Source organism: Nocardia sputorum (assembly GCF_027924405.1).
In the GTDB taxonomy this organism is placed as follows: domain Bacteria; phylum Actinomycetota; class Actinomycetes; order Mycobacteriales; family Mycobacteriaceae; genus Nocardia; species Nocardia sputorum.
Map to the genome: position 1 here is coordinate 5,692,316 of NZ_AP026978.1, position 20,865 is coordinate 5,713,180.

Below are 20,865 nucleotides of genomic sequence, written 5' to 3' on the forward strand. Positions count from 1 at the left end.
ACTCAGGCCAGTTCGAGTTCGGCGGCGACCGCGACCGGGTCGACGGAGATCGGCTGCACCTGCGGCATGCCCGACAGCGCGGTGTCGGGATCCTTGAGACCGTTGCCGGTCACCGTGCACACCACGGTGAGCCCGGCATCCAGCCAGCCCTCCTTACGGGCGGCGAGCACGCCGGCCACGCTGGCCGCCGACGCGGGCTCCACGAATACGCCCTCGGTCGCGGCGACCAGGCGATACGCGTCGAGGATCTCCTCGTCGGTGGCGGCGCGGAACGCGCCACCGGACTGTTCCTTGGCCTCGACGGCCCCGTTCCAGGAGGCAGGCGCGCCGATCCGGATCGCGGTGGCGATGGTCTCGGGATCCTTCACCGGGGCGCCGTTGACCAGCGGGGCGGCGCCCGCGGCCTGCACGCCGAGCATGCGCGGCAGCGCGCCGGTGACGCCGTCGGCGTAGTACTCGCGGTAGCCACGCCAGTACGCGGTGATGTTGCCCGCGTTGCCGACGGGAAGGGCGTGCACGTCAGGCGCCTTGCCGAGCACGTCGCAGATCTCGAAGGCGGCGGTCTTCTGACCCTCGATGCGCGCCGGGTTCACCGAGTTGACCAGGCCGATGCTGGGAAAATCGGCGGTGACCTTGCGGGCGAGCTCGAGGCAGTCGTCGAAGTTGCCCTGCACCTGGATGATCTTCGCGCCGAGCATGACGGCCTGGGCCAGCTTGCCCATCGCGATCTTGCCCTGCGGAATCAGCACGGCGCAGCTCATGCCCGCGCGGGTGGCGTACGCCGCCGCGGAGGCCGAGGTGTTGCCGGTGGACGCGCACAGCACCGCTTGCTGGCCGCGGTACTTGGCGTCGGTCATCGCCATCGTCATACCGCGGTCCTTGAACGAGCCGGTCGGGTTCAGGCCCTCGACCTTCAAGTACACCTCGCAACCGGTGATCTCGGACAGGTGCGCCGCGGGCACCAGCGGCGTACCGCCCTCGTACAGCGTGACCGGCTCCCAGTCGGCCGCGCCCGCGAGCCGGTCGCGGTAGGCCGCGATCAGGCCCGGCCAGCGGGAGTGCACTCCCGCCTGGGGCGCGACGCCCGCCGTATGCCCCTCCGGCTCCCGGCCGCCGCCCCTCATGGAGTCGCTGCGCGACGCTGTGGTCATTCTTCGGTGCCTTCCAATCTCAGAACGCTGGTCACAGATGTGACGGATGCCATTTCCGCCAGGGCGGCCACGGTGTCCGCGAGCGCCGACTCCACGGCGTGGTGGGTCACCACGACCAGGCGCGCACCCGAGCCGTGCCCTTCTTGACGGACGGTCGAGATGCTTACCCCATGTGCGGCGAATTCGCCCGCCACCGCGGCCAGGACTCCAGGACGGTCCTCGACCTGCAAGTTCACGTGATAGCGGGTGGGCGTATCGCCGATCGGCGCGATCGGTAGCTCAGCATAAACCGATTCGCCCGGAGCGCGACCCCCGTAGAACTTGTTCCGGGCCGCCATCACCAGATCGCCGAGGACGGCCGACGCGGTCGGCGCACCACCCGCGCCCTGCCCGTAGAACATCAGCCGCCCGGCGTTCTCCGCCTCGACGACCACCGCGTTGAACGCCCCGGTCACCGCGGCCAGCGGATGCTTGCGGGGAATGAGCGCCGGGTAGACGCGCACCGAGACGCGCTCCTTGCCGCCGTCCTCCGGGCCCGGCTCGCCGGGACCCGCGTCCACGCGCTCACAGATGGCCAGCAGCTTGACCGTGCAGTCGAGCGCCGAGGCGGTCTCCAGATCCTCGGCGGAAATGCGCGAGATGCCCTCGCGGTACACGTCGGCGGCGGTGACCCGGGTGTGGAACGCCAGCGAGGCCAGGATCGCGGCCTTGGCCGCGGCGTCGTAACCCTCCACGTCGGCGGTGGGATCGGCTTCGGCGTAGCCCAGCCGGGTGGCCTCGGCCAGCGTCTGCGAGTAATCGGCGCCGGTCTCGTCCATCGCGGAGAGGATGAAGTTGGTGGTGCCGTTGACGATGCCGACGACCCGGTTCACCCGGTCGCCCGCCAGCGACTGGATCAGCGGGCGCACCACGGGGATCGCGCCCGCGACGGCGGCCTCGAAGTACAGATCGGCGCGGCTGCGTTCGGCGGCGGCGGCGAGTTCACCGGTGTAGTCGGCCAGCAGCGCCTTGTTCGCGGTCACCACGGATTTGCCCGCGTTCAGCGCGGCCAGGATCAAGCGGCGCGGCGGATCGATGCCGCCGATCACCTCGACCACCAGGTCCACGTCGTCGCGGGCGACCAGGGCGTCGGCGTCGGTGGTCAGCAGATCCGCGGGGATGCCGCGGTCGGTGTCGAGGCTGCGCACGGCCACCCCGCGTAGCACCACCGGTGCGCCGACGCGGGAACGCAGGTCCTCGGCGTGCTCGCGCAGGATGCGCACCACCTCGGTGCCGACATTGCCCATGCCGAGGACCGCGACCCCGATCGGGCGATCGGTCCCCCACACGCCGTTCTTCGCGTTGGCCGTCACGCTTCCACCTCCAAGCTGAGCAGGTCCGCCACCGTTTCCCGGCGCAGGATCAGGCGCGGCTGTCCGTCCCGCACCGCGACGACCGCGGGGCGGGTCAACTGGTTGTACCGGCTGGACATCGAGTAGCAGTACGCGCCGGTGGCGGCGACGGCGACCAGGTCACCGGGGCCGACGTCGGCGGGCATCCAGGTGTCCCGGATGACGATGTCGCCGCTCTCACAATGCTTTCCGACGACGCGCGCGACCACCGGCCCGGCCTGCGACGACCGCGAGACCAGGCGGCAGTCGTAGTCGGCCTGGTACAGCGCGGGCCGGATGTTGTCGCTCATGCCGCCGTCGACGCTCACGTAGCGGCGGCGCAGACCGCCGTCGAGCGAGACGTCCTTGATGGTGCCCACCTCGTAGAGCGTCACCGTGCCCGGACCGGCGATGGCGCGGCCGGGCTCCACCGCGATCGTGGGCGTGGGCAGGCCCGCGCGTTCGGCTTCGGCCGCCACCAGTTCGCGCAGGTTCGCCGCGAACTGGTCCAGCGGCGGCGGGTCGTCCGACGGCAGATACGAAATGCCGAGTCCGCCACCGAGATCCAGCGTCGCGATCTGGGCGGTGCGCTCGATGCCGAACTTGTCGATGGCCTCGCGGAGCAGGCCGAGCATGCGCCGCGCGGCGATCTCGAAGCCGTCGATCTCGAAAATCTGCGAGCCGATGTGGCTGTGCAGGCCGACCAGGCGCAGATTGTCCGCGTCGAAGACGCGCGCGAGCGCCTCCATCGCGTCGCCGCCCGCGATCGAGAAGCCGAACTTCTGGTCCTCGTGCGCGGTCGAAATGTATTCGTGGGTGTGGGCTTCGACGCCGACGGTGACCCGGACCAGGACGTCCTGCACCACGCCGGCACGGCTCGCGACAGCCTCCAGGCGCTCGATCTCGATGAGCGAGTCGACCACGACGTGACCGACGCCCGCGGACACCGCGGCTTCCAGCTCCGCGACCGATTTGTTGTTGCCGTGCAATGCGATTCGCTCGGCCGGGAAGCCCGCGTGCAACGCGATGGCGAGTTCGCCGCCCGAGCACACGTCCAGCGAGAGGCCCTCGTCCCGGATCCAGCGGGCGACCTCGCCGCACAGGAAAGCCTTCGACGCGTAGTGCACGCGCGCGTTCGCGCCGAAAGCACGAACCATGTCGCGGCAGCGGGAGCGGAAATCGTCCTCGTCGACCACGAACAGCGGGGTGCCGAACCGCTCGGCCAGCTCGTACACTGGCACGCCCGCGAAGTGGACCACGCCCGCGTCGTCGCGCGTGGCATTGCGCGGCCACACGTTCGCGGGCAAATCGATCATCTGCTGCGGGTCGCTCGGACGCTCCGGCAGATTCGGCGCGTGCGGGATCTCGGCGTGCCGGGGACCGGCGGGATGCGCGCTCATTTTTGCCTCTCGCTGCGCTCGCTCACTGTCGTTTCCTTCCCTCCGGTCGACCGGCCGGTCACATGCGCTCCGGGGCGCTGACACCGAGCAGGCCCAAGCCGTTGGCCAACACCTGGCGCGTGGCGTTGACCAGAGCGAGCCGGGCGGCGTTCGTCGGGGAGACCGGGTCGTCACCCAGCGGCAGGACGCGCAGGTTCTTGTTGGTCTGGAAACGGTGGTACGCGCCTGCCAGCTCCTCCAGGTAGCGGGCCACCCGGTGCGGTTCGCGCAGGCTCGCCGCGCTCGCCACCACGCGCGGGTATTCGCCGAGGGTGCGAATCAGCTCGCCTTCCTCCTCGGCCGACAGCAACGCGAGATCGGCTGCGACGGAACCGTATTCGAACTCGGCGGCATTGCGCGCGATGGACGCGGTCCGCGCGTGCGCGTACTGCACGTAGTAGACCGGGTTCTCGTTGCTCTGGCTGGCCCACAGGTTCAGATCGATGTCGATGCTCGAGTTCACCGACGAACGCACCAGCGAGTACCGCGCCGCGTCCACGCCGATCGCCTCGACCAGGTCATCGAGCGTCACCACGGTGCCCGCGCGCTTGCTCATCTTCACCGCCACGCCGTCGCGCAGCAGGTTCACCATCTGCCCGATCAGCACTTCGACGGTCGCCGGGTCGTCGCCGAAGGCGGCCGCGGCGGCCTTCAGCCTGCCGATGTAGCCGTGGTGGTCGGCGCCGAGCATGTAGATGCACAGATCGAAGCCGCGGGCCCGCTTGTCCTGGAAATAGGCGATGTCGCCCGCGATGTAGGCGGCTTTGCCGTCGCTCTTGATGACAACCCGGTCCTGGTCGTCACCGTATTCCGAGCTCGCGATCCACCAGGCGCCGTCCTTCTCGTACAGGTCGCCGGAGTTCTTCAGCCGCTCCACGGCTTGCTCCACCGCGCCGGAAGCGAACAGCGAGCTCTCGTTGAAGTAGACGTCGAAATCGGTGCCGAACTCGTGCAGCGACTCCTTGATGTGCGCGAACATCAGCTCGACGCCTTCGGCCCGGAACAGCTCGAGGCGCTCGGCCTCCGGCTTGCTCAGCACATCCGGGTGCGCGGCCACGATCTTGTCGGCGATCTCGCCGATGTAGGCGCCCGCGTAGCCGTTCTCCGGGGTCGGCGCGCCGGTGGCGGCCGCGGCCAGCGAGGCGGCGAACCGATCGATCTGCGCGCCGTGGTCGTTGAAGTAGTACTCGCGCACCACGTCGGCGCCCTGCGCGGCCAGGATGCGGCCCAGCGCGTCGCCGACCGAAGCCCACCGGGTACCGCCCAGGTGCACCGGACCGGTCGGGTTGGCCGAGACGAACTCCAGGTTGATCCGGGTGCCCCGCAGCGTCTCGGCGGTGCCGTACGCGGCGCCGGCGGCGAGCACCCGCTCGATGATCGCGCCCTGCGCGGAAGCCGCGAGGCGGATGTTCAGGAATCCGGGCCCGGCGACCTCCGCGGCGGCGATGCCGTCGGCGGCGGCGAGCGCGTCGGCCAGCCAGGTGGCCAGGTCACGCGGCTTGGTCCCGGCGCGCTTGGCCACCTGCATCGCGACGTTCGTGGCATAGTCGCCGTGTTCGGGGTTCCTGGGACGCTCCACGGTGACCTCGTCGGGCAGGACCGCGGGGTCCAGTCCACGTTCGACAAGCACCTTCGCCGCGGTCGAGCGAAGGAGATCTGCAAGGTCAGCTGGAGTCACGAGTCTCTATCCTATGGTCTTGGCGGGTGTACACCTCGGGGTGGGCACTGCGCAGCCAGCGGATCCATCAACGTCGAAAGAGCACACTGAGCGATGCCTAGCAGTCCCAGCGCCAAATCGGCCAAGGCCGCCAAGGCCGCGGCGAAGTTGTCCGCTCCCCGCAAGCGGGGCAGACAAGGACAGCTTCCGAAGAAGAACCGGCAGATCCCCTGGCTGGCCATCGGCGCGGCCGTAGTAATCATCGCATTGATCGGCGCCCTGGCTTACAACCTGGTCCCCAAGTACCGGGAAAAGGCCGACCTGGACAAGTACACCCCGAGCGCGCAGAAGAAGGACCCGTCCGACGGGATCCCGGGCGTGGTGAAGAAGGAATACCCCGCTGGGCTGCACATCGGCTCGAACCAGCGGGTGGCCTACGACCAGGCGCCGCCGTTCGGCGGCCCGCACGACCAGTCCTGGGCGACCTGCACCGGCGTGGTCTACAACAAGCCGATCCGGGTGGAGAACGCGGTGCACTCCCTCGAGCACGGCGCGGTGTGGATCGCCTACAACCCGGACAAGGTGAACGCCGACGGCATCGCGACGCTGAAGGCGAAGGTCGAGGGCAAGCCGTACACGATGATGTCGCCCTACCCGGGCCTCGACTCCCCGGTGTCGCTGCAGTCCTGGGGTCATCAGTTGAAGCTGGACAGCGCGGACGACAAGCGCGTCGGCCAGTTCATCACCGCGCTGCGGCTGAACAACTACACCTACCCCGAGGTCGGCGCGGACTGCTCGACCATCGTCTTCGACACCGACAACCCGCCGCCGTTCGACCCCACGCCGCCCGGACCCGACGCGGTGCCGATGGACGGCAGGGGCCTGCAGCCGGACCAGTCCGAACTCGGTGGCGCGCCCGGCGGGCTGCCCGGTGTGCCGGGCGTTCCCGGTCTTCCGGGGCTCCCCGGTATGCCCGGCGCTCCGGTGCCCGCGCAGCCCGCGCCTGCCCAGCCCGCACCCGGCGCGGGGCAGTAGTGGCCGGCGAGCGGGGCGGCGCGGAATCCGCCGGACGCGAAGCATCGGCTGGTTCCAGCGATCGCGAAGTCACTGATTCCGACGATCGAGCGGAGTCCGACGAGTCCCGCACTCGGACCGCAGGCGGCGGTCACCCAGCCGGCGGGTCCGGCGATGGCGCAACCCCGGCCGGTTCCGGCGCGCCTGGAGTCATCGGGTCGGCCGGTCATGGCCCCACCGGGGCGGGTGACAGCGCAACTTCGGCGGGAGCAGGCACTTCTGCGGCCACCAACTCCGTTGGTCGCAGCGCCACCGGGGCCGACGCTTCCGAAGCGACCGGCCCTGCTGGTCGCGGCACCCTCGGGATCGACGAGCGCGCAGCCACCGCCCCGTCCAGCACTGACGTCACCAGGTCCGGCAGTCGGGAAGCCTTCGGATCCAGCGAGCACCGAGCCGCCGGATTCGATCGAGAACCAGGCACCGGAGCCGACAGCCGCGAAAAATCCGCGGGGTCCACGCGCGCAGTAGCTGCCGGATCCAGCGATTCCGGAGCCACCGGAGCCGAGGGCGAAGCGTCAGGCGATTCCGGCATCGGTGGGCAGTTGCGCCGCCAGCGCACGGCGCTGCTGGCCCTCGGAATCATCGGCGCCATGCTCATCGGCTTCGCGATCGGCGTGCTCGCCCGGATTCCGCTGGACGGCGCGAAGGAGCCGGAGCCGGGCCCGGTCGACACAGGGTTCAGCCAGGACATGTCGGCCCATCATGCGCAAGCCGTCGAGATGGCGGGCGTGGTGCTGGTTCGTTCCACCGACACCGAGGTACGGCGGCTGGCCTACGACATCCTCACCACCCAGCAGAGCCAGATCGGGCGCATGCAGGGCTGGTTGCAGTTGTGGGGCGAGCCCGCGCAGGGCGTGGACGGGTTCATGGGCTGGATGAGCGAGCCGATGGATGGCCACGACCATTCCGGAGCCGATATGCCGCACCACTCCGGGCCGGTGTCCACCATGCCCGGCATGGCCACGCCCGCCGAACTGGCCGCGCTGCGCCAAGCCACCAGCCCCAAGCTGGACACGATGTTCCTGCAGCTCATGCTGCGCCACCACCGAGGCGGCCTGCCGATGATCGACTACGCCGCCCAGCACGCCGACACCACAGCGGTGCGCACCCTCGCCGAAACCATGGCCACGACCCAGCGCGGCGAGTCCGACCTGATGACCACCATGCTCACCGCCCGCGGGGCCGCCCCCCTCCCCTGACCCGAACCCCGCCGCCGTCCGCCCTTTTTGGCGGACGGCCGCCGATACGATAGGCTGACCCAGCCCGATCGGACCGCCTCCCAGGCCCCGACCGAGCCCTATCCCGCCCTCGTAGCTCAGGGGATAGAGCGTCTGCCTCCGGAGCAGAAGGCCGCAGGTTCGAATCCTGCCGAGGGCACGCGACACGATGGCTCCCGACCAGATTCTTCTGGTCGGGAGCCATTGTCGTTCCTGCCTTCGGCCGCGCTCAGCTGCTGCCGAACACGCCATTCGGCAGAACGCCGTGGAGCAGGCGCCAGAGCGGATCATTGCCGCGACCGTTGTCGTGATCCCCCGGCCAATCTTTGCCCCGGAAGTCGGGGCGGTCGTCCCAGCCGTCGTGCCCGATTTCCGTGCCGACCGCAGCGGACGTCGCCGGAGCGGCCGAGGCCGGAATCGTCGATATCGTCAGGGGAACAGCGACGATTGCTCCAGCGACGATTGCGCGTGCCGAAATCCGACGCGCAGCGGTGGATGTGGTTGCCGAAAACACCGGCAGATCCTTTCTAGCGACAGCAAAGCGTGCACCCATCCGCCTCGATCGAGGCGGATGGAGCAGGCCGGAGATCGACAGCGCCAGGTACGGGTGTCGAGTCACCGGCCCGGATCGACCGTACCCCGATGTTGTTACGGAGGAACCGTACGGACGAAACACCCACTCCCCGGCCATGCCCTCGATGCCGCGTCAGTCCAGTAGGCGGTGACAGACGCTCGCGTCCGCGCCGCGACCGTATGCCCGTTCGAAGTCCGCGTAGTCCGGATCTATTTTGTCGTCCAGGTAGTACGGGACGAGAGCCGCCTCGACGCTGTTGCACACCCATGTCTCACCCGATCCACTGTTTCGCATCTGGAAGGTGATCCAGTGGTGGCCGGTCAGGGGAGCGCCCGCCGAGGCCGTGCATTCGCGGCCTTTGACGGAGCCGAAGTGCGGTAGGTCGATCGTGTAACCGCAGGTATAGGTCGGCAGAGTTTGGGCCTCCGCGGCGGGGGCGGCCACCAGGCCGGTGGTAGCGGCCAGCAGGAGTATCGGCAGCCCGAGTCGGACTGTACGGGTTGTGTTCATCGCGGTTCCTGTTCGAAATAGAAATCAATACTTCTCGGCAGTCGAAAGCCGTTGTCGCGCGCAGCACGGGTCAGATCGGGCGACAATTGCTCGCGTCCACACCGGCGTTGAGCACCGCCTCGGCCTCGTAAGATCCCATTTCCGGATGGATGGGCTTGCCGAGGTACGGGAACGCGCCACCGCATTCCCATTTCTCACCGGTGACGCTGTTCTCCATCCGGACCGGATAGAAGTAATTGCCGTCCAGCGGAGCGCCCGGTGACGCGGCGCATTTGCGCGCTCGCATCGAGCTGAACACCACGAGGTAGTCGGTGATGGGCGTGTACTTGCAGGTGTAGGTCGGCAGCGGGGGCTGCGCCACGGCAGTGGGAGCCGTGGCCAGACCGGCGGTCGCGGCCAGCACGAGCACGGGAAGTCCCAGGAGGGTCAGACGGGTTGCGATCATCAAGGCTCCTGCGCAAAAAGGAAACACTGTCGCGCGACCCTCGCCGATCGGTCTAAAGGAATCCTTAACGACTGGTAGGCACGGGCGACCGGGCGGGCTTCCACACCTGGCCTGTCCTGCCGGAATGTCCAGACCGGCGGCACCTACATCAACCGAACGGAGAAAGCCGGCGCACTGATCGCTGACGTCGCCGCGCTGCGGTATCCGCCGCAGGTCGAGGTGCCCGTTGGCGAAGTTGCCGTAGTCCCATGCCCGCTCGAACCCGCCACGCACCGCGCCGGTGGTGAAGGTGTCCCATTCGCCCTAGCCCCACATCGATACGCGAGTGGCACACCACGGAGAGGTTCACTCGACGTTCGCCGCAGCCATGTGCCGCTCAACGACACGTCTGCTGGGGGCGGTGGTGAATACGATGGCTCGGCACTGTGTGAGATGGCGGGGCGTCTGATACGCGGAGGAGCGTGAACAGGATTGGCTGACGCTGGGAACCGGCGCGGGTGGGTGCGCTGGGGCGTGACAGGGGTTTTGGTGGCGGTCGCGGTGGTCGGGATCGTCGTGGTGACCGGGAGTAGGCCGCCGTTCGATCCGGACGCGGTGCCGGGCACGCAAGTCGTCTGGGTGACCGCCCCCGCGGGAGCCGATCGGGGGACGTTGGAATTGTGGCAGCGGAACCGGATGCGGCGGTGGGAGCGGACGTTGGCGGTGCCCGCCTGGGTGGGCAAGGCGGGGATTTCCCGGGAGGCGAGGGAGGGGGCGGCGTATACGCCGGAGGGCACGTTCGCGTTGACCGAGGGCTTCGGCCGGTTACCGCACGCGGGCGCGAAGCTTCCCTACCTGTCGGTGGACCCGTCGAATACCTGGTGGTGGGTGTCGGACACGGAGAGCCCGCTGTACAACCAGAAATTTCGATGCGCCGAGGGCGAGTGCCCGTTCGACACCACCGTCAGTGAGAATCTCGGCCGGACCGACCCGCAATACAACTACGCGCTGGTCATCGACTACAACCGGTTTCCGGTCGTGCCGAAGCGGGGCTCGGCCTTCTTCGTCCACGTCGAGGCAGGCAGGCCGACCGCAGGGTGCGTCGCGGTGGGCGATGACGTGATGCGCACGCTGCTGGCCACGCTCGAGCCGTCGAGGAAGCCGGTGATCGGCATGTACGCGATCTGAATCCGCTGTTCTCCGGTCGGCTTCGCGGCGAAGCGCAGTGACTCGGCCGAACGGAGCGATGTCCGGTCGCGCTGCACGGCCACCGACCGCATCGAAGTCGGCCGACCGTCGAATCCGGCGATCGACGAGCCGATGGCGCTGGGACGTGGACAAGGGATTTCTCGAATGCCGCCGTCATATGAGCGAAGGGCTCCGGAAGCCGGAGCCCTTCTCGAATGGGTTGGGTGTCGCGTGCGATCAGAGGGTCACGGCAGGGGTTCGGTGGGCTTGTCGGTCGAGCTGAGCACGCCCGCCTTGGTGAGGTAGGTGAAGGCGGGGGCCGTGAAGCCGGGCTGGAGGAAGTAGAAGTGGGCCTTGGTGACGGAGCCGTTCTCGGTGGCATCGCACAGGGCGTGCAGGGCGGTGGGATCGACGGTGAGCGCGGTGAGCTTGCCCGCCTCGTAGTCCATCTCCACCCACTTCGCGTGGATGGCGGCGCTCATGACGCTGCCGGTGAAGTCCTCCCGGCTGGAGGCGGCGCTGAGGCCGAGCTCCAGGCCGTCGTCCAGGTCGGTCGGCGTGTGTTGCCAGCGGCCGAACTCCCACCAGCGCACGAAGCTCACCGGGCCTTCGACGCCGGCGGGCAGCTTCGTCGTCGGTTCCACCGAGCGCACCCAGGCAGGCGCGGCGGACAGCGGATCGTAGGAGGTCCCGGCGACCTCGTTGTCCTCGTCCCTGCCGAATAGCAGCGCACGGTCGCCGGGATATCTGACCAGCGAGTACCAATTGCCCTCGCCGTCGTCGTTGATCAGCCGGCCGCCTTCCACTCCGGCCGTCTGCCCGATCTCCTGTCCGCTCGCGGCCCGATCGGTGTGGGTAGCGGCGGTGATCACGTCCAAGACGGTCACGCGCGCCCACAGCACCTCGGGATGCGGCAACTGAAATCCCATGCCGGGCAACGTATCACCGGCCCCCCACCGCGACAACCGATCGGCAACCGGCCGGACAACCCGCCGCGCCACGCCTGCCCGCCATGGCAAACCAGGGTGGAAGGGCTCCTCACAGGGGTCTCGCAGATGCATGCACAAACGGCAAATGCGCAGCAATGAGACTCGGCCCGGCGCAGTGTTCCACCTGCCGGATTTTGCGCAACAGACCCGGTCGAGAGTCCGGGAGTCAGCGCGACAACGACTCCGGCCGCATACGGCACGCCTGAGCGGTGGACTGCCGACCAGATCGGTCCGGTCCGAAGCGCTCGCACGCCGGGCCGCCACGCGGGAACACCGAGCCTGGGCGGCGAACCACCGACCAGGCCGCCACGCGAAGAACACCCAGCCAGGGCGGCGGACCGCCGAGAGGGTCGGATCGCTCGACGCGACGCGAACGCAGCCAGAAGGCCCGAGCCCGGTAGGCGCGGGCGGATCGCCCATCAGGTCGACTCCGGTTCGGTTTGCTCGGTGCGACGCGGGCGCAGGGCGTAGGCCGGGACGAGCTGGTCGCGCACGTGCAGGTCGGGGCGCCCGTCGGCGAACTGGATACTGTAGGTCACCCGTCCCATCCAGTCCCCGTCGACCGTGGGCAACCAATGCGTCAAGGTTCCGGGGCGCTCGCCGCGCATGATGACTCCCGCGCCGTTCACATGGCGTGGCGTCCCCGGGTCGCGGACCAGGATCGCGTCCAGGCGCACCCAGACGGGCCGCGGCGGGTAGGTCAGGGTGCGGTAGTAGTGGCCGGTCCGGTTCGGGTAGACCAGCTCGGGTTCCGTTCCTTCGGTTCGCGGCGTTTCATCGCTGATCGAACCCATGTTCGAATGTTAGCCGGACATATGCGGCAAGCACCAGGCAACCCGGCCGCGAATCGGACGGCATGACGACGACCACACTGCCCGAGCGTGCCTAGATCTAGTATGTTCGTTCTAGAACGTTCGTATTAGAAGGAGTGGACATGTCCGCGAAGTTCGAGGTTGTCAAGGGTTTCTATGCCGCGACACAGGCCGGTGACGGGCCCGGGATCCTGGCCCTGCTGCATCCGGAGTTCGAAGCGCGCACCGCGCCGGGCCTGCCGTGCGGCGCGGGAGGCGTCTTCCACGGCCCGCTCACGGTGATGGCGCGCGTCTGGGGCGCGGTCGCCCGCGAGTTCGACACCGCGCCGTACGACGAGACCTGGCAGGAGACCACCGACGGCACCATCGTGGTGACCGGTCACTATCGCGGCGCGGCCCGCGCCACCGGCCGCGAGTACGACGCCGAATTCGTGCACTTGTGGCAGGTCGACGACGACGGCCGCATCACGCGGCTACACCAGTTCACCGACACCGCACGCTGGCACGCCGCATTGGCGGCCTGAAGACCGTCCGCCACGGCTGGAGGGCACGCGCTCCCTCGGCGGCATCACCCGGCGCGACCATCCGGCCTGGTTTGGTTTCCGGTCACCCGGGCACGCCTTTGCCGTAAACGATCCTGGCACCCGGGGGTAGACCGGAGGACGAGATGGCTTATCCGCCGGGCGGGCAACCGCCGGATGACCGACCGCAGTACCCGCAACAGCCGTCGCCTGGCTACCCCGGACCCGGACAGCCCGCGCCACCGCCGGGCCAGGGTTATCCGGCACCCGGCTACCCGCCCTGGGGCTATCCGCCACCGCCCAGGAAAAGCAACACCGGCTTGATCGTCGGCCTGGTGGTGATCGTGGCCCTGGTGATCGCGGGCGCGGTGATCGCCGGATTCTTCCTGACCTCGCAGGGACGGGGTCCGCTCGCCTCCGACGAGAAGCGGATCGAACTGGCGATCCGCGACTTCTACGAGACGTTGGACTCGCGCGGCTTCCGCGCGGCGGCCGAACTGGCGTGCACGCGCGAACGCGCCACCTTCGAGGCGATGACCGAGCAGGAGAAGAGCGAATTCGACAGCACCTCGGTGTCGGTCACGATCGATAGGATCGAGGACATCGTCGTCATCGATGACACGGCGACCGCGAAGGTCACCGGCAAGCTCACCGTCGAGGTGCCCGGCCGGCAACCCGATACCGAGACCAGCACGACCGAGCATCTGAAGAAGGAAGACGGCAAGTGGAAGATCTGCTCCGCGGAGGGCACGCGCTGATCGCATGCACCCGCGCATGAGCTGCTGCGGACCGAGCCGCAGAACCGTTCTCGGGGCACTCGCCCTCGCCACCCTCCTCCCCTTCGCCGGCCGCACCGAAAAATCGTCGGCACAACCGAACACGATCGTCGCGACCGATCTGGAAGTGGTGACGATCACCGATACCTCGGTGATCCTCACGTGGACCACGCTCGCGCCCGACCCGAGCGGACGGCTGATCCCCGTCGGCGCCGACACCCAGGTGCGGATAAGTCCCGCCGATTCCGCGCGCGCACCGCTGCTGGTCTTCGCCGACGACCGTCCCACTCCGTTCCACTACGCCGAGATCGGCGGACTCGAACCGGGCCGCGCCTACCGTTTCGAAGCGTGGTCGGCGGGGCTGCGCGCCACGCCTGCGCTGTCGCTCACCACCGCCGACCCCGCCGCGCCGGAAGCGCGCGGCGAGTTCACCACCCTCGTTCCGCCGCCGGGCCGCAAGCTGCACACCTTGGCGCTGGCCAACGACGTGCACTACGGCGAGCAGGTCAGCGGGCTGATCGCAGGCGACCTGCCGCCCGGCGTCCGGCAGGGCCCCGGTCTCGCGCCCTATCCCGAGGTGATGCTGACGGCGGTGCTGGACGACCTGCGCCGCCCCGACCGCGCGGCCGAACTCCTGTTGCTCGCCGGGGACCTGACCGCCGAAGCCTCCGCCTCCGACACCCGCGCGGTGCGGGCCCGCCTCGACGCGTGGGGCGCGCTCGGCCACGACTACCTGGCCGTGCGCGGCAACCACGACCGCCCGCACCTGGGCGGCGAGTACGCCGGTTGCGCACCCGCGCCCGCCGACCATCACGACTGCTGGGCCGATGTCTTCTCCGCACGACAGGAACTGGTCGAACACGAGATCGGCGGCCTGCGGGTGCTGGGCGTGGACACCAGCAGGCTCGACGGCGCGGGCGGGTCCATCGAACGTCCCCAGTTCGATCACCTCGCCGAACGCCTGCGTGCCGACCCGGACCGCCCGACGCTGCTGTTCGGCCATCACCCGGTCACGGCCGAGTCCGGGTTCACCAACCTCGCGGGCCCGGGATTCGTGCTCGACGGACGCGACAGCGCCGAGTTGCAAGCGCTCTACACCCGCAGCCCCGGGGTCTTTTTGCAGCACAGCGGCCACACGCACCGCAATCGCCGCACCAGGCCGGATGCGCCGTGCGCGGTGGAGTTCCTCGAGGTCGCCGCCGTCAAGGAGTATCCGGGCGGCTACAGCCTGCTGCGCGTCTACGAGGGCGGCTACATGGTCAATTTCTACAAGACTCGCACCGAGGACGCGCGGCGCTGGAGCGCGCTCACCCGCGGCGAGTACTTCGGGCTGCTCCCCGACTACACGCTCGGCACCTGCGCGGACCGCAATCACGTTGTGCTGCGCGACTTCTCGGGGCTGCGGTAGCGAACGAACGGGTTCCGCACATCCGAGAAGGTTTGCGCACGTCGGACGCGGTATCTTCCTTAGGTAAGCCTCAACATAGGCATGCGAGACGCGTCGGAAGGACGAGGATGAAGCCGGTCAGATGGAAGACGATTGCCGCTGGATTGGTCCTCGCGATGACCGCGCTCGGCAGCACGGCGTGCTCGAATTCCTCGGACGACGCGAACGAGATCACCGTCTACAACGCGCAGCACGAGTCGCTCACCAAGGAATGGGCCGACGCGTTCACCAAGGAAACCGGCATCAAGGTGACCTTGCGCCAGGGCGGTGACACGGCGCTGGGCAACCAGTTGGTCGCCGAGGGCGCGGCCTCGCCCGCCGACGTCTTCCTCACCGAGAACTCCCCCGCGATGGCGCTGGTGGAGAACGCTGGCCTGTTCGCCGACGTCGAGGCCAAGACTTTGGAGCAGGTGCCCGCGCAGTTCCGCCCGTCCACCGGCAAGTGGACCGGCGTCGCCGCGCGTTCGACCGTCTTCGTCTACGACAAGGACAAGGTCCAGCCGGGTCAGCTGCCTGCCTCACTGCTGGATCTGGCGCAGCCGCAGTGGAAAGGACGCTGGGGCGCGGGCGTTTCCGGCGCCGACTTCCAGGCCATCGTGGCGGCCCTGCTCGCGCTGAAGGGTGAGGACGTCACCCGCGCCTGGCTGAAGGGCATGAAGGACAACGCGACACCCTTCCCGAACAACGTCGCCACCATGAAGGCGGTGAACTCCGGCAGCCCGGACGGCGGCGTCATCTACCACTACTACTGGTACCGCGACCAGGCGAACACCAAGGAGAGCAGCGCCGACACCGCCCTGCACTACTTCAAGAACCAGGACCCGGGCGCGTTCGTCAGCGTCTCCGGCGGTGGCGTGCTGAAGGCGAGCAAGAAGCAGGAGGCGGCGCAGAAGTTCCTGGCGTTCATCGTCGGCAAGACCGGACAAGATGTGCTGCGCGACGGCACGTCGCTGGAGTACCCGGTGGCCGCAGGCGTGGCCGCGAACCCGGCGCTGCCGCCGCTGGCCGACCTCCAGGCCCCTGCGGTCGACCCGTCGAAGCTGGACTCGAAGAAGGTCACGCAGCTGATGACCGAAGCGGGTCTGCTGTAGCCGTGGCACTGCGGACCGTTGTCGCCGCGCCCCGGGTCGGCAGACCGGGGCCGCTGGTCACGGGCGTCGCGCTGTTGCTGGTGGCGGCGACGTTCGTGCCGCTCGGATACATCGTCTCGACGGTCTTCTCCACGGGCTTCGAGGAAGCGACGGAGCTGGTGTTCCGGCCCAGGGTCGGTGAGCTGCTGGGCAACACGGCCGCTCTGGTGATGTGCACCGTCCCGATCTGCGTGGCGCTCGGTGTCGGGCTGGCCTGGGTGGTCGAACGCACCGACGTGCCCGGTAAGTCGTGGTGGGGGCCGGTTTTCGTGGCGCCGCTGGCAGTTCCGGCATTCGTCAACAGCTATGCCTGGGTCAGCGTCTTTCCGACCATGCACGGCCTGTGGGCGGGTGTGGTGATCTCCACGATGTCCTACTTCCCGCTGGTCTATCTGCCCGCGGCGGCCACGTTGCGCCGCTTGGACCCGGCGGTGGAGGAGTCGGCGCGGGCGCTGGGCTCGGGGCCGGTGGCGGTGTTCGCCCGGATCGTGCTGCCGCAGTTGCGCTTGGCGATTCTCGGGGGCGGGCTGCTCATCGGGCTGCATCTGCTCGCCGAGTACGGCGCCTTCGTGATGGTCCGGTTCGACACGTTCACCACGGCGATCTTCGAGCAGTACCAGTCCAGCTTCGCCGGTCCGGCGGGCAGCATGCTGGCCGGTGTGCTCGTCCTGTGCTGCCTGGCGCTGCTCGGCGCGGAAGCCGGGCTGCGCGGCCGGGCGCGCTACGCGCGGATCGGCAGCGGGGCGCCGCGCGCCGCGACCCGCATCCGATTGCGCCGCGCCACGATACCGGTGCTGGCCGCGCTCGTCGCAGTGACGGCGGGTGCTCTGGGCGTGCCGCTGTGGACCATCGGGCGCTGGCTGCGCGTCGGCGGAACGGCGGTGTGGGACCTCACCGACATCGGCAACGCGCTCGGGCAGACGGTGGGTCTGGCGGCCGTCGCCGCGCTGCTCACCACGCTGTGCGCGTTCCCGGTCGCCTGGATCGCGGTCCGTTCCACCTCCGCGTTCGCGCGGCTGGTCGAGGGCGCCAACTACATCACCAGTTCGTTGCCCGGCATCGTGATCGCGCTGGCCATGGTGACCGTGACCATCCGCTGGGCGCCCGCGCTCTACCAGACGGCGGGCATGGTGATCGCCGCCTATCTGCTGTTGTTCCTGCCCCGGGCACTGGTCAGCGTCCGGGCCGGGCTGGCTCAGGTGCCGGTGGGCCTGGAGGAGGCGTCCCGATCGCTGGGCAAATCGGCGCCCGCGACGTTCTTCCTGGTCACTTTGCGTCTCGCCGCGCCCGCCGCGGCGGCCGCGGCCGCACTGGTGTTCGTCGCCGTGGCGACCGAGCTGACCGCGACGCTGCTGCTGGCGCCCAACGGAACCCGCACGCTGGCGATGCGGTTCTGGGGCCTGTCCGGCGAACTGGACTACGCGGCCGCCGCGCCGTACGCCCTGATCATGATCGTCGCCGCGGTGCCGGTGACCTACCTGCTGTTCACCAACTCGCGGAAGGCGGCCGGGATATGAGTCGCGTTGTCGTCGCCGATGTGTCGAAGACCTTCGGGCACACCCGGGTTCTCGGCGGGATCAGCCTCGACGTGCCGGACCATACCGCGACCGCCGTGGTCGGATCGTCCGGGTGCGGCAAGACCACGCTGTTGCGCGTGATCGCCGGATTCGAGTCGCCGGATGCGGGATCGGTCTCGATCGGAACGGAAACCGTTGTCGGCGAGCGTATCTCGGTGCCACCGCAGCGCCGTAACATCGGTTACGTCGCCCAGGACGGTGCGCTGTTCCCCCATCTGACGGTCGGCCAGAACATCGCCTACGGCCTGCCCGGCTCGGGGCGCCGCAGCCGCGGGCGGGTGCGGGAGCTGCTGGAGATGGTGTCGCTGGACGCGTCCTACGCCGACCGCAGGCCGCATCAGCTCTCCGGCGGTCAGCAGCAACGCGTCGCGCTGGCCCGCGCACTGGCGCGCAAGCCGTCGGTGATGCTGCTGGACGAGCCGTTCAGCGCGCTGGACGCGGGCCTGCGCGCGACGACCAGACAGGCGGTGGCCGACACACTGCGCGAGGCGGGCATGACCAGCATCCTGGTGACGCACGACCAGGAGGAGGCGCTGAGTTTCGCCGCGCAGGTGGCGGTGATGCGGGAGGGGCGCTTCACCCAGGTCGGGACGCCGAAGGAGGTGTACGCGACGCCGAAGGACCTGTTCACCGCCCGGTTCCTCGGCGATTGCGTCCTGCTGGACGCGGTGGTGGAGGCCGACGTGGCCAAGTGCGCGCTGGGCCGGATTCCGGTGCAGCGCGGCGCCGCGGGCGGACCGGCCACCGTCATGCTGCGCCCGGAACAGCTTGTCGCGCATATCGCTTCGGAGGACGAGTCGGAGACCGGCCGGGTCCGCGCCGTCGATTTCCGCGGCGCCGACGTCATCCTGACGATCGAGCTGGACGGTACGGCCACCCCCATCCGGGTACGCCGTGCCAGCGTCGCCGCCCCGGTGACCGGGCAGCGGGTGCGCCTCGAAGTGGTCGGCACGGCCGTGGCGTACGCCGAACCGAACGACGCCGCCTGAAGCGACGCTCGATGGTGTGCCTCGGAATGCCCGGCTCGGCGGTGGCGTACACCGAGCCGGACATCGAGACGCTTGGAGCGAGCGGCGGGAATCGAACCCGCGTTAACGGCTTTGCAGACCGTTGCCTAAACCACTCAGCCACGCCCGCCTCGCCCTAGATAGTGCCCGCGACGGGTAGGCCCCGCCTACCATTGCGCTCACGGTGATCCGAAGGCTGGTCGGATGTCCCCGTCCGCCCGTGGTGACATGGAATGATCGGAACATGTCTCGGCCACGCCCGCTTCCGAACGACCCGATCGAGGAAGCCCACCGCCAGTGGGTCGGCCACGGCTGGGGCGATGTCGCCGACGGCATGGCCGCGGTGACGTCGCTGGTTCGGGCCCAGCAAATCGTGATGGCCCGGGTGGACGAGGCGCTCAAGCCGACCGGATTGACCTTCTCCCGCTACGAGTTGCTCATGCTGCTGAACTTCAGCAAGACCGGCGCGCTGCCGATGGCGAAGGCCAGCGCCCGCTTGCAGGTCCATCCCACCAGCGTCACCAACACCGTGGACCGGCTCGAAGCGGCGAAGCTCGTCGAGCGCGTGCCGCACCCCAGCGACCGGCGCGCTACCCTGATCGAAATCACCGACGCCGGACGCGAATTGGTGGCGAAGGCCACCGAGGAACTCAACGCGAAAGTCTTCGCGCTGCCCGGCCTCCCACCGGAGCGGCTGCATACACTCCTGCAACTGCTCGCCGAATTCCGACACGCCGCGGGCGACTTCGAGACGGCGGAGGGAACGGCGCGCTGGTCGGCCACGGCCACAGACTGATTCGGCGTACCGGTCGGTCGCATACCGCGCTCGACCGATCGGCGGGTGACATTCCGGCATCCATCCGGCGAATTGCCGGGCACGCCGTCTTGGCAGCGGAGGCGAAAAGGTCCACCATGGAGAACATGGTGCTGGTCTTGGGGGTATCGGCGGGCGCTGGCGGCGCCCACGCGATGCTGACACACTCCGATCAGCCACACCTACCCCCGATCGATCGCTGCGAAGTGCCGCGGCGGGCGGGCGGTGGCGTCGAGGAGTCGGTCTTCGAGGCGATCCGCCGGATGAACGGCGCCGCCGACCGGCGCGACGAGCTGATCTCGGGCACGGCGGTGACCTGCCGCTGTCCGCTGCACGCCGACGCCATCCGCGCGGGCGTGCGCGGCCGCGGCGTCACCATCGTCGACGAGCCGCTGGCCCAGCTGCGCTATCTGCGCTTCACCGGGCAACTGCCGGACAGCGGCTCGGTGATCCTCTACGACCTCGGCAGCTCGGGGCTCACCATCACCCATGCCGACTGCCGCACCGACACGATTCTGTCCAGCAAGCGCAGCACGGTGCTCGGCGGCGACGGCTACGACGCGCTGCTGCGCTGGCGGCTGGCCCGCGACGGCGTGTTCACCGACACTTCGACCATCCGCCGCCACCGCGAGGAATTGAGCGAGGCGAGGGTGGTCACGGCGATCGACGACGGCACCGGCGACCGGGCCGTGGTCACCCGCAGCGACCTGGCCGAACTGTGCGCGGCGGGCATCCACCACTCGGTGTCGTTCGTGCGGCAGGTCATCGACGAGACCGGAGTGCGACCGGAAGCCATGGTGCTGCTCGGCGGGTGCACCCGCAGTCCCAGCATTCGCGCCGAGCTGGCCGAGCTGATCGACCTGCCGATCGTCTACGACCCGGAACCCGAGATCGTCTCCGCGCGCGGCGCGGTGCTGCTGGCCGCCGAACGCCGGGGCGGCGACGTGCGGATGGCGCGGCTGCGCGCCGGAGCCACCCTGGTCCCGGCCGGCGTCGACCGGCGCAAGCTCATCGCGGCGGCCGCGGTCACCCTCGCTCTGGGCGCCACCATCGCCGGACTGCTCGCCACGAGCAAGGACGCGCCCAGACCGGAAGGCGACAAGGGGCCCCCGCCGGCGGAGATCGTCGTGCCCACGCCCGGAGCCTTCGGATAACCGCGACGATGCCGCCCGGCCGGGCGGCATCGCG

The 20,865-nt window shown here is 69.4% G+C and carries 20 protein-coding genes and 2 tRNA genes; 12 read left to right on the forward strand and 10 right to left on the reverse strand.

Translation table 11 applies throughout. The features are described from left to right. Positions 1-2: 2 nt before the first annotated feature. The 4 genes from thrC to argS form a co-directional block, all read right to left on the reverse strand. Positions 3-1,124, reverse strand: a complete 1,122-nt coding sequence (gene thrC / locus QMG86_RS25725) for a threonine synthase (RefSeq protein WP_281881127.1) — start codon at positions 1,122-1,124, stop codon at positions 3-5. Positions 1,125-1,147: 23 nt separating this feature from the next. After that, positions 1,148-2,437: a homoserine dehydrogenase gene (locus QMG86_RS25730; protein ID WP_281881128.1), complete on the reverse strand. Its 1,290-nt coding sequence runs from the start codon at positions 2,435-2,437 to the stop codon at positions 1,148-1,150. Positions 2,438-2,499: 62 nt separating this feature from the next. Next, positions 2,500-3,921 (reverse strand): diaminopimelate decarboxylase, encoded by a 1,422-nt coding sequence (gene lysA / locus QMG86_RS25735; RefSeq protein WP_281875234.1) that lies wholly within the window; start codon positions 3,919-3,921, stop codon positions 2,500-2,502. Between the two features lie 58 nt (positions 3,922-3,979). Next, positions 3,980-5,638 (reverse strand): arginine--tRNA ligase, encoded by a 1,659-nt coding sequence (gene argS, locus QMG86_RS25740; RefSeq protein WP_281875235.1) that lies wholly within the window; start codon positions 5,636-5,638, stop codon positions 3,980-3,982. 93 nt (positions 5,639-5,731) lie between these two features. Here argS and QMG86_RS25745 point away from each other — a divergent pair, with 93 nt between their 5' ends. The 3 genes from QMG86_RS25745 to QMG86_RS25755 all read left to right on the forward strand — a co-directional run bounded on the left by QMG86_RS25745 (position 5,732) and on the right by QMG86_RS25755 (position 8,068). After that, positions 5,732-6,652: a thioredoxin-like domain-containing protein gene (locus tag QMG86_RS25745; RefSeq protein WP_281875236.1), complete on the forward strand. Its 921-nt coding sequence runs from the start codon at positions 5,732-5,734 to the stop codon at positions 6,650-6,652. A 629-nt stretch (positions 6,653-7,281) separates the two neighbouring features. Further along, positions 7,282-7,890 (forward strand): DUF305 domain-containing protein, encoded by a 609-nt coding sequence (locus QMG86_RS25750; RefSeq protein ID WP_350356418.1) that lies wholly within the window; start codon positions 7,282-7,284, stop codon positions 7,888-7,890. 105 nt (positions 7,891-7,995) lie between these two features. Further along, positions 7,996-8,068, forward strand: a tRNA-Arg gene (locus tag QMG86_RS25755). A gap of 69 nt (positions 8,069-8,137) precedes the next feature. On the opposite strand, the gene QMG86_RS25760 is transcribed toward QMG86_RS25755, so the two are convergent. The 3 genes from QMG86_RS25760 to QMG86_RS25770 all read right to left on the reverse strand — a co-directional run bounded on the left by QMG86_RS25760 (position 8,138) and on the right by QMG86_RS25770 (position 9,437). After that, complete coding sequence (locus QMG86_RS25760; protein WP_281875237.1) at positions 8,138-8,422, reverse strand: hypothetical protein; 285 nt, start codon at positions 8,420-8,422, stop codon at positions 8,138-8,140. 192 nt (positions 8,423-8,614) lie between these two features. After that, on the reverse strand, positions 8,615-8,992 hold the full coding sequence (locus QMG86_RS25765; RefSeq protein ID WP_281875238.1) for a hypothetical protein: 378 nt from the start codon (positions 8,990-8,992) through the stop codon (positions 8,615-8,617). 70 nt (positions 8,993-9,062) lie between these two features. Continuing rightward, positions 9,063-9,437, reverse strand: a complete 375-nt coding sequence (locus tag QMG86_RS25770) for a hypothetical protein (protein WP_281875239.1) — start codon at positions 9,435-9,437, stop codon at positions 9,063-9,065. A 513-nt stretch (positions 9,438-9,950) separates the two neighbouring features. Here QMG86_RS25770 and QMG86_RS25775 point away from each other — a divergent pair. Then, positions 9,951-10,604: a L,D-transpeptidase family protein gene (locus QMG86_RS25775; protein ID WP_281875240.1), complete on the forward strand. Its 654-nt coding sequence runs from the start codon at positions 9,951-9,953 to the stop codon at positions 10,602-10,604. Positions 10,605-10,849: 245 nt separating this feature from the next. Here the strand turns inward: QMG86_RS25775 and QMG86_RS25780 are convergent, their stop codons facing one another. Further along, on the reverse strand, positions 10,850-11,533 hold the full coding sequence (locus QMG86_RS25780; RefSeq protein WP_281875241.1) for a hypothetical protein: 684 nt from the start codon (positions 11,531-11,533) through the stop codon (positions 10,850-10,852). Positions 11,534-12,012: 479 nt separating this feature from the next. Then, a complete protein-coding gene (locus QMG86_RS25785; protein ID WP_281875242.1) occupies positions 12,013-12,387 on the reverse strand; it encodes a hypothetical protein in 375 nt (124 codons plus the stop codon). Positions 12,388-12,527: 140 nt separating this feature from the next. Between QMG86_RS25785 and QMG86_RS25790 the strand changes: the two genes are divergently transcribed. The 6 genes from QMG86_RS25790 to QMG86_RS25815 all read left to right on the forward strand — a co-directional run bounded on the left by QMG86_RS25790 (position 12,528) and on the right by QMG86_RS25815 (position 18,845). Then, entirely contained in the window at positions 12,528-12,929 is a 402-nt protein-coding gene (locus tag QMG86_RS25790) for a nuclear transport factor 2 family protein (RefSeq protein ID WP_281875243.1), read from the forward strand. 143 nt (positions 12,930-13,072) lie between these two features. After that, on the forward strand, positions 13,073-13,684 hold the full coding sequence (locus QMG86_RS25795; protein ID WP_281875244.1) for an Rv0361 family membrane protein: 612 nt from the start codon (positions 13,073-13,075) through the stop codon (positions 13,682-13,684). A gap of 4 nt (positions 13,685-13,688) precedes the next feature. Beyond that, a complete protein-coding gene (locus QMG86_RS25800) occupies positions 13,689-15,110 on the forward strand; it encodes a metallophosphoesterase (RefSeq protein ID WP_281875245.1) in 1,422 nt (473 codons plus the stop codon). Positions 15,111-15,217: 107 nt separating this feature from the next. Beyond that, positions 15,218-16,240, forward strand: coding sequence for an iron ABC transporter substrate-binding protein (locus tag QMG86_RS25805; RefSeq protein WP_281875246.1), 1,023 nt, complete (start codon positions 15,218-15,220; stop codon positions 16,238-16,240). Positions 16,241-16,242: 2 nt separating this feature from the next. Then, on the forward strand, positions 16,243-17,796 hold the full coding sequence (locus tag QMG86_RS25810) for an ABC transporter permease (protein WP_434085496.1): 1,554 nt from the start codon (positions 16,243-16,245) through the stop codon (positions 17,794-17,796). Beyond that, on the forward strand, positions 17,793-18,845 hold the full coding sequence (locus tag QMG86_RS25815) for an ABC transporter ATP-binding protein (RefSeq protein ID WP_281875247.1): 1,053 nt from the start codon (positions 17,793-17,795) through the stop codon (positions 18,843-18,845). The genes QMG86_RS25810 and QMG86_RS25815 overlap by 4 nt, the downstream gene beginning before the upstream one ends. A gap of 73 nt (positions 18,846-18,918) precedes the next feature. On the opposite strand, the gene QMG86_RS25820 is transcribed toward QMG86_RS25815, so the two are convergent. Further along, positions 18,919-18,993: transfer RNA gene (locus QMG86_RS25820), tRNA-Cys, on the reverse strand. A gap of 114 nt (positions 18,994-19,107) precedes the next feature. Here QMG86_RS25820 and QMG86_RS25825 point away from each other — a divergent pair. After that, complete coding sequence (locus QMG86_RS25825) at positions 19,108-19,659, forward strand: MarR family winged helix-turn-helix transcriptional regulator (protein ID WP_281875248.1); 552 nt, start codon at positions 19,108-19,110, stop codon at positions 19,657-19,659. A gap of 125 nt (positions 19,660-19,784) precedes the next feature. After that, positions 19,785-20,831 carry an Hsp70 family protein gene (locus QMG86_RS25830; protein ID WP_281875250.1) on the forward strand — a complete coding sequence of 349 codons (1,047 nt, stop codon included), beginning with the start codon at positions 19,785-19,787 and terminating at the stop codon, positions 20,829-20,831. Positions 20,832-20,865: the final 34 nt, after the last annotated feature.

What these genes read in the sequence shown, in the direction of transcription:
- thrC (WP_281881127.1), bottom strand. Translation starts at nt 1,124, where the DNA reads ATGAGGGGCGGCGGCCGGGAGCCGGAGGGGCATACGGCGGGCGTCGCG.
- QMG86_RS25730 (WP_281881128.1), bottom strand. Translation starts at nt 2,437, where the DNA reads ATGGGCAATGTCGGCACCGAGGTGGTGCGCATCCTGCGCGAGCACGCC.
- lysA (WP_281875234.1), bottom strand. Translation starts at nt 3,921, where the DNA reads ATGAGCGCGCATCCCGCCGGTCCCCGGCACGCCGAGATCCCGCACGCG.
- QMG86_RS25745 (WP_281875236.1), top strand. Translation starts at nt 5,732, where the DNA reads ATGCCTAGCAGTCCCAGCGCCAAATCGGCCAAGGCCGCCAAGGCCGCG.
- QMG86_RS25750 (WP_350356418.1), top strand. Translation starts at nt 7,282, where the DNA reads ATGCTCATCGGCTTCGCGATCGGCGTGCTCGCCCGGATTCCGCTGGAC.
- QMG86_RS25765 (WP_281875238.1), bottom strand. Translation starts at nt 8,992, where the DNA reads ATGAACACAACCCGTACAGTCCGACTCGGGCTGCCGATACTCCTGCTG.
- QMG86_RS25770 (WP_281875239.1), bottom strand. Translation starts at nt 9,437, where the DNA reads ATGATCGCAACCCGTCTGACCCTCCTGGGACTTCCCGTGCTCGTGCTG.
- QMG86_RS25780 (WP_281875241.1), bottom strand. Translation starts at nt 11,533, where the DNA reads ATGGGATTTCAGTTGCCGCATCCCGAGGTGCTGTGGGCGCGCGTGACC.
- QMG86_RS25785 (WP_281875242.1), bottom strand. Translation starts at nt 12,387, where the DNA reads ATGGGTTCGATCAGCGATGAAACGCCGCGAACCGAAGGAACGGAACCC.
- QMG86_RS25790 (WP_281875243.1), top strand. Translation starts at nt 12,528, where the DNA reads ATGTCCGCGAAGTTCGAGGTTGTCAAGGGTTTCTATGCCGCGACACAG.
- QMG86_RS25795 (WP_281875244.1), top strand. Translation starts at nt 13,073, where the DNA reads ATGGCTTATCCGCCGGGCGGGCAACCGCCGGATGACCGACCGCAGTAC.
- QMG86_RS25800 (WP_281875245.1), top strand. Translation starts at nt 13,689, where the DNA reads ATGCACCCGCGCATGAGCTGCTGCGGACCGAGCCGCAGAACCGTTCTC.
- QMG86_RS25805 (WP_281875246.1), top strand. Translation starts at nt 15,218, where the DNA reads ATGAAGCCGGTCAGATGGAAGACGATTGCCGCTGGATTGGTCCTCGCG.
- QMG86_RS25815 (WP_281875247.1), top strand. Translation starts at nt 17,793, where the DNA reads ATGAGTCGCGTTGTCGTCGCCGATGTGTCGAAGACCTTCGGGCACACC.
- QMG86_RS25825 (WP_281875248.1), top strand. Translation starts at nt 19,108, where the DNA reads ATGTCTCGGCCACGCCCGCTTCCGAACGACCCGATCGAGGAAGCCCAC.
- QMG86_RS25830 (WP_281875250.1), top strand. Translation starts at nt 19,785, where the DNA reads ATGGTGCTGGTCTTGGGGGTATCGGCGGGCGCTGGCGGCGCCCACGCG.